The sequence below is a fragment of the Rhizobium anhuiense genome, assembly GCF_003985145.1.
GTDB lineage: Bacteria > Pseudomonadota > Alphaproteobacteria > Rhizobiales > Rhizobiaceae > Rhizobium > Rhizobium anhuiense.
The window spans coordinates 25,038-39,854 of the sequence record NZ_ML133545.1 but is presented as its reverse complement, the minus strand read 5'-3'; the positions used below and the strand labels follow the sequence as shown (position 1 = coordinate 39,854).

Below are 14,817 nucleotides of genomic sequence, written 5' to 3'. Positions count from 1 at the left end.
TATCCGAAGGACGAACTGTGTCGACGAGCCACTTCCGTTTGTTTGCAGCGCTGCGACCGTTGAGCTTCATCGTCGCTGCGACAACTAGCTTTCTTGCCTTCGTTCCGCTTGCCCAGGCCAATCCGCATATTCTCGTCGACGTGCAGACCGGCCGCGTGCTCGAGCATGAAGAAGCCTTCCGCAAGTGGTATCCAGCCTCGCTGACCAAACTGATGACCGTCTATACCGTGTTCGACGCGATCCGCGCCGGTCAGATCAGCCTCGATACGCCTATCGTCATGAGCAAGCGCGCCGCCGCGCAGCCGGCTGCCAAGATGTATTTCAAGCCGGGCCAGAAGCTGACGCTCGACAGCGCGCTGAAGATCCTGATGGTGAAATCGGCCAACGACATCGCCGTCGCGGTCGCGGAAGCCATCGGCGGTACGCAGGAAGGCTTCGTGACGCGGATGAACGGCGAGGCGCTGAAGCTCGGCATGACGGATTCGCATTTCGTCAATCCGAACGGCCTGCCCGGCAAGGGCCAATATACGACGGCGCGCGACCTCGCGGTGCTGACCGTGGCGTTGCGCCGCGATTTTCCGCAATATGCCGGTTATTTCTCGCTGGAGGGCTTCACCACCGGCCAGCAGAATGTACCGAGCCTCAACATGCTGATCGGCCGCTTCGCCGGCGCCGATGGCATGAAGACCGGCTTCATTTGCGCCTCGGGCTTCAACCAGATCGGTTCGGCGACGCGTAACGGCCGCACTCTCGTCTCCGTCGTGCTCGGCACCGACAGTCTTGCGGCGCGCGCCGATGCGACGGCGAACCTTTTGCAGAAGGGGTTCACCGCGCAGTTTCCCGGCAATGACACGCTGGGTTCGCTGCGGCCCTACGGCCCGGGACAGGATCAGGTTACCGACATCACCGCCGATATCTGCAGCGCCAAGGGCGCCAAGGTGCGCAGCGAAACGCGCGACGAGGTCGGCCGGATGAGGGTGCAGTCGCCCTATATCCTGGAAATGGACCACGATCCGCGATTCGTCTTCGCCGGCCTCATTCCGGGCCAGGACCCTCAGCCGGCCGCGCAGCCGGAAAAGATGGCGCGGGGCGATACCGCAAGCGCGATCGCCAACGTGCCGGTGCCGATGCCGCGCCCGACATCCTTTTAAGCTTCAAGGTAAAATGACATGAGCGCGCTCAACGACAGGATTCCGGTCACCATCCTGACCGGCTTTCTCGGCGCCGGCAAATCGACGCTGCTCAACCGTATCCTCAAAGACCCGGTGATGAAGGATGCGGCCGTCATCATCAACGAATTCGGCGATGTCGGTATCGACCATCTCCTGGTCGAAAGCTCCGGCGATTCGATCATCGAACTGTCCGATGGCTGCCTGTGCTGCACCGTGCGCGGCGAGCTGGTGGATACGCTGGCGAACCTGATGGATGCCGTGCAGACGGGCCGCGTCAAGCCGGTGAAACGCGTCGTCATCGAGACGACGGGCCTTGCCGATCCCGCACCCGTCATGCAGGCGATCATGGGAAATCCGGTCATCGCTACAAATTTCGAACTCGATGGCGTCGTGACCGTCGTGGATGCCGTGAATGGCCTGCAGACGCTCGACAATCATGAGGAAGCGCGCAAGCAGGCAGCGGTCGCCGACCGGCTGATCGTCTCGAAAAAGGCGATGGCCGAGGCAACCGACGGGCTGGAAAAGCGCCTGCGGGCGCTCAATCCTCGGGCGGCGATTATGGATGCCGACAGTGCCGAGGCGGGCAGTGCCGCAGTGCTGGTGAACGGGCTTTACGATCCGGCGACGAAGATCGCCGATGTCGGCCGCTGGCTGCAGGACGAGGATGCGCATGAGGCGCATCATCATCACAATCACGATGACAATCGTGATGGCGATCAGGATCATGATGGCGATCACCATGGGCACCACCACCATCATCATCACGGGCATGCGGATCAGGACCCGCACGACGTCAATCGTCACGATGCCTCGATCCGCTCTTTCTCGATCATCGAGGAGAAGCCGATCGATCCGATGGCGCTCGACATGTTCATCGATCTCCTGCGTTCGGCCCATGGCGAGAAGCTTTTGAGGATGAAGGCGATCGTGTCGGTCTCCGACCGGCCGGATCGGCCGCTGGTGCTGCATGGGGTGCAGAGCATCTTCCATCCGCCGGTGCGGCTGCCTGCCTGGCCGGGAGAAGACCGGCGCACGCGCATGGTGCTGATCACCCGGGATCTGCCGGAAGCCTTCGTGAAGGACCTCTTCGACGCCTTCCTAGGCAAGCCGCGCATCGACATGCCCGACCGCGCGGCGCTGTCCGACAATCCGCTTGCTATCCCCGGCATGCGAATTTAGAGCATGTCGCGAAAAACTCGGCAGCGGTGTTGCGATAACGACGCGTTTTAGCGCTTGCGGATCAGGAAGCGATGGCCGCTTTCGGTCTTTTCCGTCTCGACCAGCTCGTGGCCTTCCTCATTGCAGAAATGCGGCATGTCGATCACAGCCAGCGGATCTGTCGTGTCGACGCGAATGAGTGCACCGCTTGCCATGGCGGCAAGCTTCTTGCGTGTCTTGATCACGGGGAATGGGCATTTCAGGCCGCGAAGATCGTAGAGAACGGGGTTCAAGCCGTTCAGTTCCTCGCCCAGAATTTCCAGAACGGCTTCTTTGCCGCGGCGTCTGCCGTTTCTTGCGGTTCGGGCGCGGTAAAGGCCAGCGGATTCTGCATCGGCACCGGCACGACCGCCGGTGTGGCGGCAGCGATGGCCGTTTCCTGCGGCTGGGCGGAGATTGCCTGCGGCCCGGCAGGCGCTGCCGGCGTGGCGCCCGGCGCGCTCTTGGCGGCAAGGCCCTGCGCGGTGCGCTTGGCCATCAGGTCTTCGAGTTCGGCGACCTTGACCATGCGGCCGGCTTCCAGCGAGGTGCCGGTCGGGGCGTAAGCGAGTTCGCGGCCCTTACGCAGCTTGGCGACCACGGCCTTGCGCTCGGCTTCCGTGGGATCGTACCAGGCCATGCCGTCATATTTGCTCATCGCCTTGGCATAGTCGGCATCATAGGTCTTGCCGTAGGAGGCAAGGGCCGCCGTCAGCGCCGGCGGTGTCGACATAGCAGGGCACTTGCCGGCGGCATTGAAGGCGCTGCCGTCGGTTGCCTGCTGATTGAAGACGTATTTCTTCTCGCAGACGTTCACCTCAGGCGGGCGCTTGGTGACTTCGAAATTGTCGTAGCCGACCTTCAGCATCTTCCAGAAGTCGTAATTGCTGTCGAGGCGATGCTTGACCATGTTTTCCGCGGTCATGCGGAAGGGGAAGGCCTGCAGTTGCACCGTTGCCTGGCCGCCCTTGAAGGCGTCGCGGGCGAAGGCGTAGATCTCCAGCACCTGCTGGTCGGTCATCGAATAGCAGCCGGAGGACGAGCAGGCGCCGTGGATCATCAGATCGGAGCCGCTGCGGCCGTTCGCCGCGTCGTAGCGGTTCGGGAAGCCGGTGTTGATCGCCAGATAATATTTCGAATTGGGGTTCAGGTTGGCGCGCGTCAGCTCGTAGAAACCTTCCGGCGCCTGCCGGTCGCCGGTCTTTACCTTCGGGCCGAGACGGCCGGACCAGGCGCAGATCTTGTAATCGGCGACCTTGTCGAAACGGTTGTCGGTCTTCGCCTTCCAGATCTCCATGGCACCTTCTTCCTTGAAGATGCGGATCATGATCGGCGAATTGCGGTCCATGCCCTTGGCGGCCATGGCGGTGAGGATATGTGGGGGAAGCGGCTGCTCCACCTTGTTCTTGACCTTGGAAAGATCGACCTGCGCGGTTTCCAACGCGTCATTGCAGCCGGACAGAGCCAGCGCCATGAGGGAAATATAGGCAAAATGACGTATGCGCATCCAAACTAGCCCATAAAGATAGTGCGATCCGGTCCCGCCTATGGAGTCCGGGCATTGGAAGGAATCATAGGCGGCTTATACTTTATAAATCCCTACCAGCCTATGACTTGCCACGAACATCCCCGCAAGCGCGAAAGTTAGAGATAACATCAATGTGGCCAAGATTTGGCCCCAATCGGTGAAGAGCCGAAGTTGAGTTAGAGATTGCGGCCCATGGCGAGGAATTTCTGGCGACGATCGTTGCGCAACTGCTCGCCGGAGCGCGACGCCATTTCGGCCAGAGCATTGGCGATCACATCGCCGGTCGCGGCAATGACGCTGTCGGGATCACGATGCGCGCCGCCGAGCGGCTCGGAAATGATGCCGTCGATGACGCCGAGCGATTTCAGGTCTTCGGCGGTGATCTTCATGTTGGTCGCCGCTTCCCGGGCGCGGGTGGAATCGCGCCAGAGGATCGAGGCGGCGCCTTCCGGCGAGATGACGCTGTAGATCGAATGCTCGAGCATATAGACGCGGTTGCCGGTGGCGATGGCAATCGCGCCGCCCGAGCCGCCTTCGCCGATGACGACGGAAACGAGCGGAACCTTGACGCCGAGGCACATTTCCGTCGAGCGGGCGATCGCCTCGGCCTGGCCGCGTTCTTCGGCGCCGACGCCGGGATAGGCGCCTGCCGTATCCACCAGCGAAATCACCGGCAGGCCGAAACGATCGGCCATTTCAAGGATGCGGATCGCCTTGCGGTAGCCTTCCGGACGGGGGCTGCCGAAATTGTGCTTGATGCGGCTCTTGGTGTCGTTGCCCTTTTCCTGGCCGATGACGGCGACCGGCTGGCCGCGGAAACGGGCAAGGCCCGCCTGGATCGCGGCATCTTCGGAAAACTTGCGGTCGCCGGCAAGCGGTGTGAATTCCTGGAACAGCGTCTTGGCATAATCGACGAAATGCGGGCGCTGCGGATGGCGGGCAACCTGGGTCTTCTGCCAGGCGTTGAGCTTGGAGTAGATTTCGACGATCGCCTCACGGACGCGAACCTCCAGCCTGCCGATTTCATCGGTGGTGTCGATGCTCTCGTCTTCCGTTGCGAGCTTCTTCAGCTCGATGATCTTGCCTTCGAGGTCGGAGATCGGCTTTTCGAAGTCGAGATAATTGTGCATGAGGTGCGTTTCCGTTCCTTGTGCCCGGGGCGTTTTCCTGGCTCCGCCCCATGTCGCCGGTCCTATTCGTGCTTTTTCGCCTGTTTGGCAAGGGGGTGATGCGTCTGGACGAGCTGCTGCAGCCTCTCTTCCAGGACATGTGTGTAGATCTGCGTAGTCGAAATGTCCGAATGGCCGAGCAGTTCCTGCACGACGCGCAGATCGGCGCCGTTGGCCAGCAGGTGGCTGGCAAAGGCGTGGCGCATGACATGCGGCGAGATCAGCGACGGCGTCAGGCCGGCGCGGATCGCCAGGTTCTTGAGGTCGCGGGCGAAAACCTGGCGCGGCAGGTATCCCTCCTTCGAGGCGGCGGGAAACAGCCAGGCGCTTTCCTGCGGCTCGTTTGCCGCGGCGTTTTCGGTCGCCAGCAGGCGCCCATAGGATTTCAAGGCTGTGATTGCCGATTGCGACAGTGGCACCAGCCGCTCCTTGTTGCCCTTGCCGCGGATCATCAGGAACCGGCCTTCCTGATCGAGCACGCGGGCAGGAAGCGAAACGAGTTCGCTGACGCGCATGCCGGTGGCATAGAGAAGCTCCAGCAGCGCCAGCATGCGCAGGCGCTGCAGCTGGCCCGGAGCCGGATCTTCCGCCTCGGTCTCAGCTTGGGAAAGCAGCCTGCCGACCTCCTCGACGCCCATCGTCTTCGGCAGCGGACGGCCTTTCTTCGGCGCGTCGAGAATGCCGGTGGGGTCGTCGGTCCTCAGGCCCTCGGCATAGAGGAACTTGTAGAATTGCCGCATGGCGGCAAGCCGGCGCGCCTGGGAAGAGGGTTTGAAGCCCTTTTGGGCGAGCGAGGAGAGATAGGCGGCGAGATCGGCGGAGGCGGCTTCGGTCAGCCGCACGCTGCGGCCGTTCAGGAAGGAGCTGACGTCATCGAGGTCGCGCTCATAGGATTGCAGCGTATTGGCGGCGGCACCCCGCTCGGCGCTCATCATCTCCAGGAAGGATTCCACGTGGACGCGGCCGAAATCCACCATGTCGGTCACTTCCTGGTCGTGTCGATGGCGCCCGTGGCGGGCGGATTGACCCGCTCGGACGGAATGCGGATCGTCACGTCGCGCTGCTGCGGCTCCACGAAGGTCACAAGCGCCAGCATCGCTCCGTAGACCGTCCCGGCGAGGATCGCGCAGACGAACAGGAAACGGAACAGGGTCGGCATCCGGCAACTCCTTCATGCTCTGCTTCTGTTATAGGAAGCCTGTCTGCAAGTGCAAGAAGCGGTATTCAAGCCATGATTCCCTTGTCCGCGACTTGACGCTCCATCTGCATTTGTCGATACCGTTTGCAAACAAAGTGTGAATGGACCGATGAGTGAACCACTGCTGACCGTTGCTGACAGCCTGAAAGACAGAGCTCGCGCCGCGCTCGGTTCACGTAATCTGATCCTTGTCGGGCTGATGGGCGCTGGCAAATCCGCCGTCGGGCGCATCGTCGCCAGCCAGCTGGCCATTCCCTTCGTCGACAGCGACCTCGAGATCGAGCGTGTGTCGCGGATGACGATCCCCGAACTTTTCGCCGCCTATGGCGAGGAAGAGTTCCGGGCGCTGGAAACGCGGGTGATGAAGCGGCTGCTGAAAAGCGGGCCGCGTGTCGTCTCTACCGGCGGCGGCGCCTTCATCAACGAGCGGACGCGCAAACATATCAAGAAGGGCGGCCTGTCGGTCTGGCTGAAGGCGGATCTCGACGTGTTGTGGGAGCGGGTCAACAAACGCGACACGCGGCCGCTGCTGAAGACCGAAAATCCCAAGCAGACGCTCGAAAACCTGATGAACGCGCGTTATCCGATCTACGCGCAGGCAGATATCACCGTGCTTTCGCGCGACGTGCGCAAGGAAATCATGGCCGACGAGGTGCTGAAGGCCATGATCGAAGCTCAGAAGGAAAGTGCAGCGTCATGAATGCGATACCCTCCGCCTCCACGATCCGAACGGTGCATGTGCCGCTCGGCGAGCGCGCCTACGACATCCTGATCGGGCCGGGGCTGATTGCACGGGCAGGCGCCGAGATCGCCTCTCGCCTCAAGGGCCGCAAGGCGGCTGTCGTCACTGACGAAAATGTCGCTCCGCTCTATCTCGAGGCTCTCGTCGCAAGCCTGAATCAAGCGGGCATCGTGTCGGCTGAGGTCGTCCTGCCAGCGGGCGAGAAGACCAAGAGCTTCAAACATCTCATCACGGCCTGCGACAAGGTGCTGGAGGCTCGCGTCGAACGTAATGATTGCGTCATCGCGCTCGGCGGAGGCGTCATCGGCGATCTCTCGGGATTTGCCGCCGGCATCGTCCGGCGCGGCGTGCGTTTCGTCCAGGTGCCGACCTCGCTGCTGTCGCAGGTCGATTCCTCGGTCGGCGGCAAGACCGGCATCAATTCCCGCCATGGCAAGAATCTGATCGGGGTCTTCCACCAGCCGGATCTGGTGCTGGCCGATACCGATGTGCTGGATACGCTGAGCGAGCGCGAATTCCGCGCAGGTTACGCCGAAGTGGCGAAATACGGGCTGATCGACAAGCCGGATTTCTTCGCCTGGCTGGAAGCGAACTGGACGTCGGTTTTTACAGGCGGCCCCGCGCGTATCGAGGCGATTGCCAAGAGCTGCCAGGCGAAGGCCGATGTCGTCGTTGCCGACGAGCGCGAGAACGGTCAACGGGCGCTGCTCAATCTCGGCCATACTTTCGGCCATGCGCTCGAAGCGGCGACCGCCTATGACAGCTCGCGCCTCGTGCACGGCGAGGGTGTTTCGATCGGCATGGTGCTGGCGCACGAATTCTCCGCACGCATGAACCTTGCAAGCCCGGACGACGCCCGGCGCGTCGAACGGCATCTGAAGGAGGTCGGCTTGCCGACCCGCATGTCCGATATTCCGGGCGACCTGCCGCCGGCGGAATCGCTGATGGATGCGATTGCGCAGGACAAGAAAGTCAAAAGCGGCAAGCTCACCTTCATCCTGACACGGGGCATCGGCCAGTCCTTCGTCGCCGACGATGTTCCGGCGTCCGAAGTGATCAGCTTTCTCCGGGAAAAGCATCCCTGATGTCGGTCGAAGGCGCTCTGGCATTTCTCGCGACATATTGGCCGGAGATCCTTTCGATCACGGCGCTCGTGCTCATGTCCGCCTTCTTTTCCGGCTCGGAGACCGCGCTGACCGCCGTTTCGCGCAGCCGTATCCATACGCTTGAAGTCAATGGCGACGAACGCGCCGGCCTTGTCCGGCAGCTGATCGAGCGGCGCGACCGGCTGATCGGGGCGCTGCTCATCGGCAACAATCTCGCCAACATCCTGTCATCCTCGATCGCCACCAGCCTCTTTCTCGGGCTGTTCGGCAGTTCCGGCGTGGCGCTGGCGACGCTGGCGATGACCGTTATCCTGGTCATCTTCGCCGAAGTGCTGCCGAAGAGCTGGGCGATTTCGACGCCCGACCGCTTCGCACTCGCCATCGCTATCCCGGCCAGGCTCTTCGTCATCGTCGTCGGCCCGGCTTCCTCCTTCGTCAATGCGATCGTTCGCCGGATTCTTTCGCTGTTCGGTATCAATCTGTCACGAGAGACCTCGATGCTGACGGCCCATGAGGAACTGCGCGGCGCCGTCGACCTGTTGCACCGCGAGGGATCGGTGGTGAAGGCCGACCGTGACCGCCTCGGTGGCGTGCTCGATCTCAGCGAGCTCGAACTGTCCGACATCATGGTCCACCGCACGGCGATGCGGGCGATCAATGCCGACGATCCGCCGGAAGCGGTGGTGCGCGCCATTCTCGAAAGCCCCTATACGCGCATGCCGTTGTGGCGCGGCACGATCGACAACATCATCGGTGTCGTGCACGCCAAGGATCTGCTGCGGGCGCTTGCCGAGCCGAACATGGAGCCGCAGAACCTCGATATCGTGAAAATCGCGCAGAAGCCGTGGTTCGTGCCCGACAGCACCAACCTCGAGGATCAGCTCAACGCTTTCCTGCGCCGCAAGCAGCATTTCGCCGTCGTCGTCGACGAATATGGCGAGGTGCAGGGCATCGTCACGCTGGAGGATATTCTCGAGGAAATCGTCGGCGACATTTCCGATGAGCACGATATCGAAATACAGGGCGTGCGTCAGGAGGCCGACGGTTCCGTCGTCGTCGACGGCGGCGTACCGATTCGCGACTTGAACCGCGCGCTCGACTGGAACCTGCCCGACGAGGAGGCAACGACGATCGCCGGCCTCGTCATCCACGAATCGATGACCATCCCGGAAGAGCGCCAGGCCTTCACCTTTCATGGCAAGCGTTTCATCGTCATGAAGCGGGAGAAGAACCGCATCACCAAGCTGCGTATCCGCCCGGCCGGGGAAGACGGCGCAAAGCCAGCCTGATCCATTCAAATTGCTACAGTATCCCTTGCGCATCTGAAAAGATGCGCGGCGCTGTAGGATTGCCGGCCGCCAATGCCTATATAAGCTTTGCTGCCGCTACCAGCGGGTCGGTTCGTCAGGTGCTGCCGGTTCTACGGCCAGCGCGTGCAGTCCGGCATCCAGCTCCGGTTTCAACAGGTCGGTGATTGCCCGGTGGCGCGCCAGCCGCGACATGCCGGTAAATTTGGCCGAAACGATTCTCACCCGCATATGGGTTTCGCCGGTGCCCGTGATATCAGGCTGATGGCCGGCATGCAGATGGCTTTCGTCGATGACGCTCAGGCGTTCGGGCGCGAAGGCTTCGACCAGTTTTTCTTCAATGCGGGTTCGCAGGGTCATCATCCGGTCTTGCAGCTTCGCGAAAAGGGTTCCCACCAAGCCAGTAACATTCCCATTTGTCAATTCTTGTTGTCGCTTCGCGGCAGGACCATAATTAGCGCCGTCATGAGACTTGATTCCAAATATTTCGATCGCATCCGAACACGCCGCAAACGGGAGCCGGAGCCAGAGCAGGCACCGCCTACCTGTCAGTGGGACGGCTGCGACAAGAAAGGCACGCATCGCGCTCCTGTCGGACGCAATGCGGAAGGCCAGTTCTTTTTGTTCTGCTTCGAGCACGTCAAGGACTACAACAAAGGCTACAATTATTTCTCCGGTCTTTCCGACGGTGAGATCGCGCGATATCAGAAAGAGGCAATCACCGGCCACCGGCCGACATGGACCGTCGGCGTCAACAAGGCGGCGAAGGACAGTCCGCTGCATTCGGAGGTCCGCTCCGGCGCCTATACCCGCGTTCGCGATCCCTTTGGCTTCGTCAAGGAAGGCGGCGGCAAGGGCAGCGGACCGCGTTTTCCCCAGGCCCGCAAACTGAAATCGCTGGAAAGCAAAGCCTTCGAAACGATGGGCCTCGACGCCAATGCGACGTCGGCGGAGATCAAGAGCCGCTACAAGGAACTGGTCAAGAAACACCATCCGGATGCCAATGGCGGCGACCGCGGCTCGGAGGAGCGTTTCCGCGCCGTCATCCAGGCCTATCAATTGTTGAAGCAGAACGGTTTTTGTTAATTCCCATCCTTGCTCTTGGGCTTCAATCGGGTATGGTCCAAATCGGCTGAGGCCGCAGGCAAACGCGGCTCATATTTGTGCGTTTTCCCGACATCGCCTCCGCCGACCTTCCGGACGCGGCGTTTCTTGTCCGGGACTCTTTCAAGAATGCTCGCACGCGGTCATCATCCCGCCGAGGTTTCGTTTCAGTCCCGGAGAAGTATCGCCGACGTTCCGACCTGGACGGGCGTGGAATAAAATCGCGGCGTCCGGGTTGCGACATGGCCTGAGACAGTATGGCCGGGTGGCATCACCCGCCTTGGAGACATGATGAGCAAGATCGACCTGGATATATCAGAACTGCCCGATACCACCGTTTCGGTCCGCGAGGCCTACGGTATCGATTCCGACATCCGCGTTCCCGCCTACAGCAAGGGCGACGCCTATGTGCCGGACCTCGACCCCGACTACCTGTTCGACCGCGACACGACGCTCGCCATTCTCGCAGGCTTCGCGCATAACCGCCGCGTGATGATCTCCGGCTATCACGGCACGGGCAAGTCCTCGCATATCGAGCAGGTGGCGGCGCGCCTCAACTGGCCCTGCGTGCGCATCAATCTCGACAGCCATGTCAGCCGTATCGATCTCGTCGGCAAGGATGCGATCGTCGTCAAGGACGGGCTGCAGGTCACCGAATTCAAGGACGGCATCCTGCCCTGGGCCTATCAGCACAATGTCGCACTCGTCTTCGACGAATATGATGCCGGCCGTCCCGACGTGATGTTCGTCATCCAGCGCGTGCTCGAATCCTCCGGCCGCCTGACGCTGCTCGACCAGAGCCGCGTCATTCGGCCGCACCCTGCCTTCCGCCTGTTTGCGACGGCGAACACGATCGGCCTTGGCGACACGACCGGCCTCTATCACGGCACGCAGCAGATCAACCAGGCGCAGATGGACCGCTGGTCGATCGTGACGACGCTGAACTACCTGCCGCATGATCACGAAGTGAATATCGTCGCGGCCAAGGTGAAGAGCTTCGGCAAGGACAAGAACGGCCGCGAGACGGTTTCGAAGATGGTTCGGGTTGCCGATCTGACGCGCGCCGCCTTCATGAACGGCGATCTCTCCACCGTCATGAGCCCGCGCACGGTCATCACCTGGGCTGAAAACGCCGAGATCTTCGGCGATCTCGCCTTCGCCTTCCGCGTCACCTTCCTCAACAAGTGCGACGAGCTGGAGCGGCCGCTGGTCGCCGAGCACTATCAGCGCGCCTTCGGCGTCGAGCTGAAGGAAAGTGCCGCCAATATCGTTCTCGGAGCTTGAGATCGACCGATCATGGCAGCTCGCGGTGACAATTCGAAAGCAAAACCCGGCGCGCCTGTCGACGTCGAGCCATTGCGCCGGGCGATAACCGGCTGCGTGCGCTCGATCGCCGGCGACGGCGATGTCGAGGTGACCTTCGCCAACGAACGGCCGGGGATGACCGGCGAGCGCATCCGGCTGCCGGAGCTTTCCAAGCGGCCGACGGCGCATGAGCTGGCGGTCACCCGCGGGCTCGGCGATTCCATGGCGCTGCGCCTCGCCTGCCATGACGAGAAGGTGCATGCGACGATGGCGCCGCAGGGCTCGGACGCCCGGGCGATCTTCGATGCGGTCGAGCAGGCGCGCGTCGAATCGATCGGCGCGCTGCGCATGGAGGGCGTGGCGTCGAACCTGCGCTCGATGACCGAGGAGAAATATTCCAAGGCGAATTTTACCGGCATCGAGCGTCAGGAAGACGCACCGGTCGGCGAAGCCGTGGCGATGATGGTGCGCGAGAAGCTGACCGGCCAGCGCCCGCCGGCCTCTGCCGGCAAGGTGCTCGATCTCTGGCGCGGCTTCATCGAGGACAAGGCAGGGACCGAGCTCGACAACCTGTCGAACTCGATCAACGACCAGCAGGCCTTCGCCAAGGTCATCCGCAACATGCTGTCGGCCATGGAAATGGCCGAGGAGTATGGCGACGACGACAGCGAAGCCGACAATGACGACCAGTCGGAGCAGGAAGACCAGCCGAACGGCGACGAGCAGGATCAGGACGAGGTCGACGAGGATGCCGGCACCGATGCCGCCCCCGTCGAGGACAGCGAAGTCGCCGACGAGCAGATGGAGGACGGCGAGACCGAAGGCGCCGAGATTTCCGACGACGACATGATGGAAGAGGGCGAGGACGATTCGGAAACGCCGGGCGAAACCCGCCGTCCGAACACGCCTTTTGCCGATTTCAACGAGAAGGTCGATTATCACGTCTATACCGAAGAGTTCGACGAGATCATCACCGCCGAGGAGCTCTGCGATGCCGCCGAGTTGGAGCGCCTGCGCGCTTTCCTCGACAAGCAGCTGGCGCATCTGCAGGGCGCGGTCGGGCGGCTCGCCAACCGGCTGCAGCGCCGGCTGATGGCGCAGCAGAACCGTTCCTGGGATTTCGATCTGGAAGAGGGCTATCTCGATCCGGCCCGGCTGCAGCGCATCATCATCGATCCGATGCAGGCGCTGTCCTTCAAGATGGAGCGCGACACGCAGTTCCGCGACACTGTCGTCACCCTGCTCATCGACAATTCGGGCTCGATGCGCGGCCGGCCGATCACGGTTGCCGCCACCTGCGCCGATATTCTCGCCCGCACGCTGGAGCGCTGCGGCGTCAAGGTCGAGATCCTGGGCTTTACGACGAAGGCCTGGAAGGGCGGGCAGGCGCGTGAAAGCTGGCTTGCCGGCGGCAAGCCGCAGACGCCGGGCCGCCTCAACGACCTGCGCCACATCATCTACAAGTCGGCCGACGCGCCGTGGCGGCGCGCCCGCGCCAATCTCGGGCTGATGATGCGCGAGGGTCTGCTCAAGGAAAATATCGACGGCGAGGCGCTGATCTGGGCACACAATCGCCTGCTCGCACGCCGCGAGCAGCGCCGCATCCTGATGATGATCTCGGACGGGGCGCCGGTGGACGATTCGACGCTGTCGGTCAATCCGGGCAATTATCTGGAGCGGCACCTGCGCGCCGTCATCGAACGGATCGAGACGCGCTCGCCTGTGGAATTGCTGGCGATCGGCATCGGTCACGACGTGACGCGCTACTATCGCCGCGCCGTGACGATCGTCGATGCGGACGAGCTTGCCGGTGCAATGACCGAGCAGCTTGCCTCGCTATTCGAAGATCAATCCGTCCAGCCGCGTGGCGGCCGGCTGCGCCGTGCCGGCTGATGTCGCTCAAAGGAAATACCCGGCATGACGATCAAGCGTCTCTGCGGTGCGGCGTCGATTGCCCTCTGTATCGCCACAGGCGCCTTTCCATCCTGGGCTGCTGACGAGGTGCCGGTCATTAGCCGGCAAATATCGGACTTCAGGATCGGCTCTTCAGAGACGAAATTCGGATCGATGGAATTTCTCGGCGGGCTGGAGATGGTGTCCAGCCGCGCGCTGTTCGGTTCGCTCTCCTCCATCCGTTTCCGGCCGGACCAAAAACATTTCGTCGTCGTGCTCGATACCGGCCAATGGCTGACCGGCAGCATCGAGCGCGACGTCAAGGGCAGGCTTTCCGGCCTTTTGGATGTCGAGATCACGCCGATGAAGAACAGCGCCGGGCTGAGCTTCGAGGGCAAGGGATATATGGATGCCGAGGGCCTGGCGCTGGACGGTGACCGGATTCTGGTCTCCTTCGAGCAGCGCCATCGCGTCGATGTCTATCCCGACCCCGGCTTCGCCGATTCGAGCGCGATCGCCACTTTGCCGATCCTTATCCCGCGGAAGATGTTGAGCGACAATCGCGGCATCGAGACCATCACGGTGGCGCCGGCATCGAGCCCGCTGAAGGGCGGCGTGGTCATCGTCTCCGAGCGCGGTCTCGACAGCGACGGCAACCGGCTGGCGGCCATTCTCAGCGGGCCGCTGAAAGGGCGTTTCTCGGTCGAGCGGGATGGCAGCTTCGACGTCACCGACGGCGCCTTCCTGCCGAACGGCGACCTGCTGCTGCTGGAACGCCGCTTCAACATGGCCGAAGGCATCGGCATGCGCCTTCGGCGCATCAAGGGCGCCGATATCAAGCCCGGCGCCGTCGTCAGCGGCGACTTGCTGCTGGAAGGTAATTTCAACTCGCAGATCGACAATATGGAAGGGCTCGATGCCTTTCAGGCGGCCGACGGCACGACCCATATCATCCTGGTGTCGGACGACAATCATTCGATCCTGCAGCGCAACCTGATGCTGGAATTCCGGCTTTCGGAAGAAGCCGCGTGGGTAGCGCCGAGTTCCCAGAAGCGGAATTGATCCTAGCCACCGGCCCGAAATCGGAATCGATTTT

At 62.3% G+C, this 14,817-nt stretch carries 15 protein-coding genes; 9 read left to right on the top strand and 6 right to left on the bottom strand.

The genetic code is table 11. The annotated features are described in order from the left end of the window. The first annotated feature begins 17 nt into the window (after positions 1-17). Positions 18-1,151, top strand: coding sequence for a D-alanyl-D-alanine carboxypeptidase family protein (locus tag EEQ99_RS33140; RefSeq protein WP_028756453.1), 1,134 nt, complete (start codon positions 18-20; stop codon positions 1,149-1,151). An 18-nt stretch (positions 1,152-1,169) separates the two neighbouring features. Then, complete coding sequence (locus EEQ99_RS33135) at positions 1,170-2,351, top strand: CobW family GTP-binding protein (RefSeq protein WP_028756452.1); 1,182 nt, start codon at positions 1,170-1,172, stop codon at positions 2,349-2,351. A gap of 47 nt (positions 2,352-2,398) precedes the next feature. On the opposite strand, the gene EEQ99_RS33130 is transcribed toward EEQ99_RS33135, so the two are convergent. From EEQ99_RS33130 to EEQ99_RS33110, 5 genes are all read right to left on the bottom strand, one after another. Further along, positions 2,399-2,623: a sulfurtransferase TusA family protein gene (locus EEQ99_RS33130; RefSeq protein ID WP_028756451.1), complete on the bottom strand. Its 225-nt coding sequence runs from the start codon at positions 2,621-2,623 to the stop codon at positions 2,399-2,401. Positions 2,624-2,628: 5 nt separating this feature from the next. Then, entirely contained in the window at positions 2,629-3,876 is a 1,248-nt protein-coding gene (locus EEQ99_RS33125; RefSeq protein ID WP_028756450.1) for a L,D-transpeptidase family protein, read from the bottom strand. A gap of 197 nt (positions 3,877-4,073) precedes the next feature. Further along, complete coding sequence (locus EEQ99_RS33120) at positions 4,074-5,027, bottom strand: acetyl-CoA carboxylase carboxyltransferase subunit alpha (protein WP_028756449.1); 954 nt, start codon at positions 5,025-5,027, stop codon at positions 4,074-4,076. Between the two features lie 62 nt (positions 5,028-5,089). Continuing rightward, a complete protein-coding gene (xerD, locus tag EEQ99_RS33115; RefSeq protein WP_127431854.1) occupies positions 5,090-6,043 on the bottom strand; it encodes a site-specific tyrosine recombinase XerD in 954 nt (317 codons plus the stop codon). 5 nt (positions 6,044-6,048) lie between these two features. Beyond that, positions 6,049-6,225, bottom strand: coding sequence for a hypothetical protein (locus tag EEQ99_RS33110; RefSeq protein WP_012759201.1), 177 nt, complete (start codon positions 6,223-6,225; stop codon positions 6,049-6,051). Positions 6,226-6,373: 148 nt separating this feature from the next. On the opposite strand from EEQ99_RS33110, the gene EEQ99_RS33105 reads away from it, so the two are divergent. Genes EEQ99_RS33105 through EEQ99_RS33095 form a run of 3 tightly spaced genes read left to right on the top strand, consistent with a single transcriptional unit; the run spans position 6,374 to position 9,401 of the window. Further along, a complete protein-coding gene (locus tag EEQ99_RS33105; protein ID WP_028756446.1) occupies positions 6,374-6,964 on the top strand; it encodes a shikimate kinase in 591 nt (196 codons plus the stop codon). Continuing rightward, complete coding sequence (aroB, locus tag EEQ99_RS33100; protein ID WP_127431853.1) at positions 6,961-8,091, top strand: 3-dehydroquinate synthase; 1,131 nt, start codon at positions 6,961-6,963, stop codon at positions 8,089-8,091. The genes EEQ99_RS33105 and aroB overlap by 4 nt, the downstream gene beginning before the upstream one ends. After that, positions 8,091-9,401: an HlyC/CorC family transporter gene (locus EEQ99_RS33095; protein ID WP_028756444.1), complete on the top strand. Its 1,311-nt coding sequence runs from the start codon at positions 8,091-8,093 to the stop codon at positions 9,399-9,401. Before aroB ends, EEQ99_RS33095 begins: the two co-directional genes overlap by 1 nt. Before the next feature lie 96 nt (positions 9,402-9,497). Here the strand turns inward: EEQ99_RS33095 and EEQ99_RS33090 are convergent, their stop codons facing one another. Next, positions 9,498-9,782, bottom strand: a complete 285-nt coding sequence (locus tag EEQ99_RS33090; protein WP_028756443.1) for a BolA family protein — start codon at positions 9,780-9,782, stop codon at positions 9,498-9,500. Positions 9,783-9,884: 102 nt separating this feature from the next. On the opposite strand from EEQ99_RS33090, the gene EEQ99_RS33085 reads away from it, so the two are divergent. From EEQ99_RS33085 to EEQ99_RS33070, 4 genes are all read left to right on the top strand, one after another. Further along, positions 9,885-10,505 (top strand): J domain-containing protein, encoded by a 621-nt coding sequence (locus EEQ99_RS33085; protein ID WP_028756442.1) that lies wholly within the window; start codon positions 9,885-9,887, stop codon positions 10,503-10,505. A 309-nt stretch (positions 10,506-10,814) separates the two neighbouring features. Continuing rightward, positions 10,815-11,807 (top strand): cobaltochelatase subunit CobS, encoded by a 993-nt coding sequence (gene cobS, locus EEQ99_RS33080; protein WP_047615895.1) that lies wholly within the window; start codon positions 10,815-10,817, stop codon positions 11,805-11,807. Between the two features lie 12 nt (positions 11,808-11,819). Next, positions 11,820-13,721, top strand: coding sequence for a cobaltochelatase subunit CobT (gene cobT / locus EEQ99_RS33075; RefSeq protein WP_047615893.1), 1,902 nt, complete (start codon positions 11,820-11,822; stop codon positions 13,719-13,721). Between the two features lie 24 nt (positions 13,722-13,745). After that, positions 13,746-14,783, top strand: a complete 1,038-nt coding sequence (locus tag EEQ99_RS33070) for an esterase-like activity of phytase family protein (protein WP_028756439.1) — start codon at positions 13,746-13,748, stop codon at positions 14,781-14,783. Positions 14,784-14,817 lie beyond the last annotated feature (34 nt).

Excerpts from the sequence above, each read along its gene's own strand:
- EEQ99_RS33135 (WP_028756452.1), top strand. The coding sequence starts at position 1,170 with ATGAGCGCGCTCAACGACAGGATTCCGGTCACCATCCTGACCGGCTTT.
- EEQ99_RS33125 (WP_028756450.1), bottom strand. The coding sequence starts at position 3,876 with ATGCGCATACGTCATTTTGCCTATATTTCCCTCATGGCGCTGGCTCTG.
- EEQ99_RS33120 (WP_028756449.1), bottom strand. The coding sequence starts at position 5,027 with ATGCACAATTATCTCGACTTCGAAAAGCCGATCTCCGACCTCGAAGGC.
- xerD (WP_127431854.1), bottom strand. The coding sequence starts at position 6,043 with ATGGTGGATTTCGGCCGCGTCCACGTGGAATCCTTCCTGGAGATGATG.
- EEQ99_RS33110 (WP_012759201.1), bottom strand. The coding sequence starts at position 6,225 with ATGCCGACCCTGTTCCGTTTCCTGTTCGTCTGCGCGATCCTCGCCGGG.
- EEQ99_RS33105 (WP_028756446.1), top strand. The coding sequence starts at position 6,374 with ATGAGTGAACCACTGCTGACCGTTGCTGACAGCCTGAAAGACAGAGCT.
- aroB (WP_127431853.1), top strand. The coding sequence starts at position 6,961 with ATGAATGCGATACCCTCCGCCTCCACGATCCGAACGGTGCATGTGCCG.
- EEQ99_RS33095 (WP_028756444.1), top strand. The coding sequence starts at position 8,091 with ATGTCGGTCGAAGGCGCTCTGGCATTTCTCGCGACATATTGGCCGGAG.
- EEQ99_RS33090 (WP_028756443.1), bottom strand. The coding sequence starts at position 9,782 with ATGATGACCCTGCGAACCCGCATTGAAGAAAAACTGGTCGAAGCCTTC.
- EEQ99_RS33085 (WP_028756442.1), top strand. The coding sequence starts at position 9,885 with ATGAGACTTGATTCCAAATATTTCGATCGCATCCGAACACGCCGCAAA.
- cobS (WP_047615895.1), top strand. The coding sequence starts at position 10,815 with ATGAGCAAGATCGACCTGGATATATCAGAACTGCCCGATACCACCGTT.
- cobT (WP_047615893.1), top strand. The coding sequence starts at position 11,820 with ATGGCAGCTCGCGGTGACAATTCGAAAGCAAAACCCGGCGCGCCTGTC.
- EEQ99_RS33070 (WP_028756439.1), top strand. The coding sequence starts at position 13,746 with ATGACGATCAAGCGTCTCTGCGGTGCGGCGTCGATTGCCCTCTGTATC.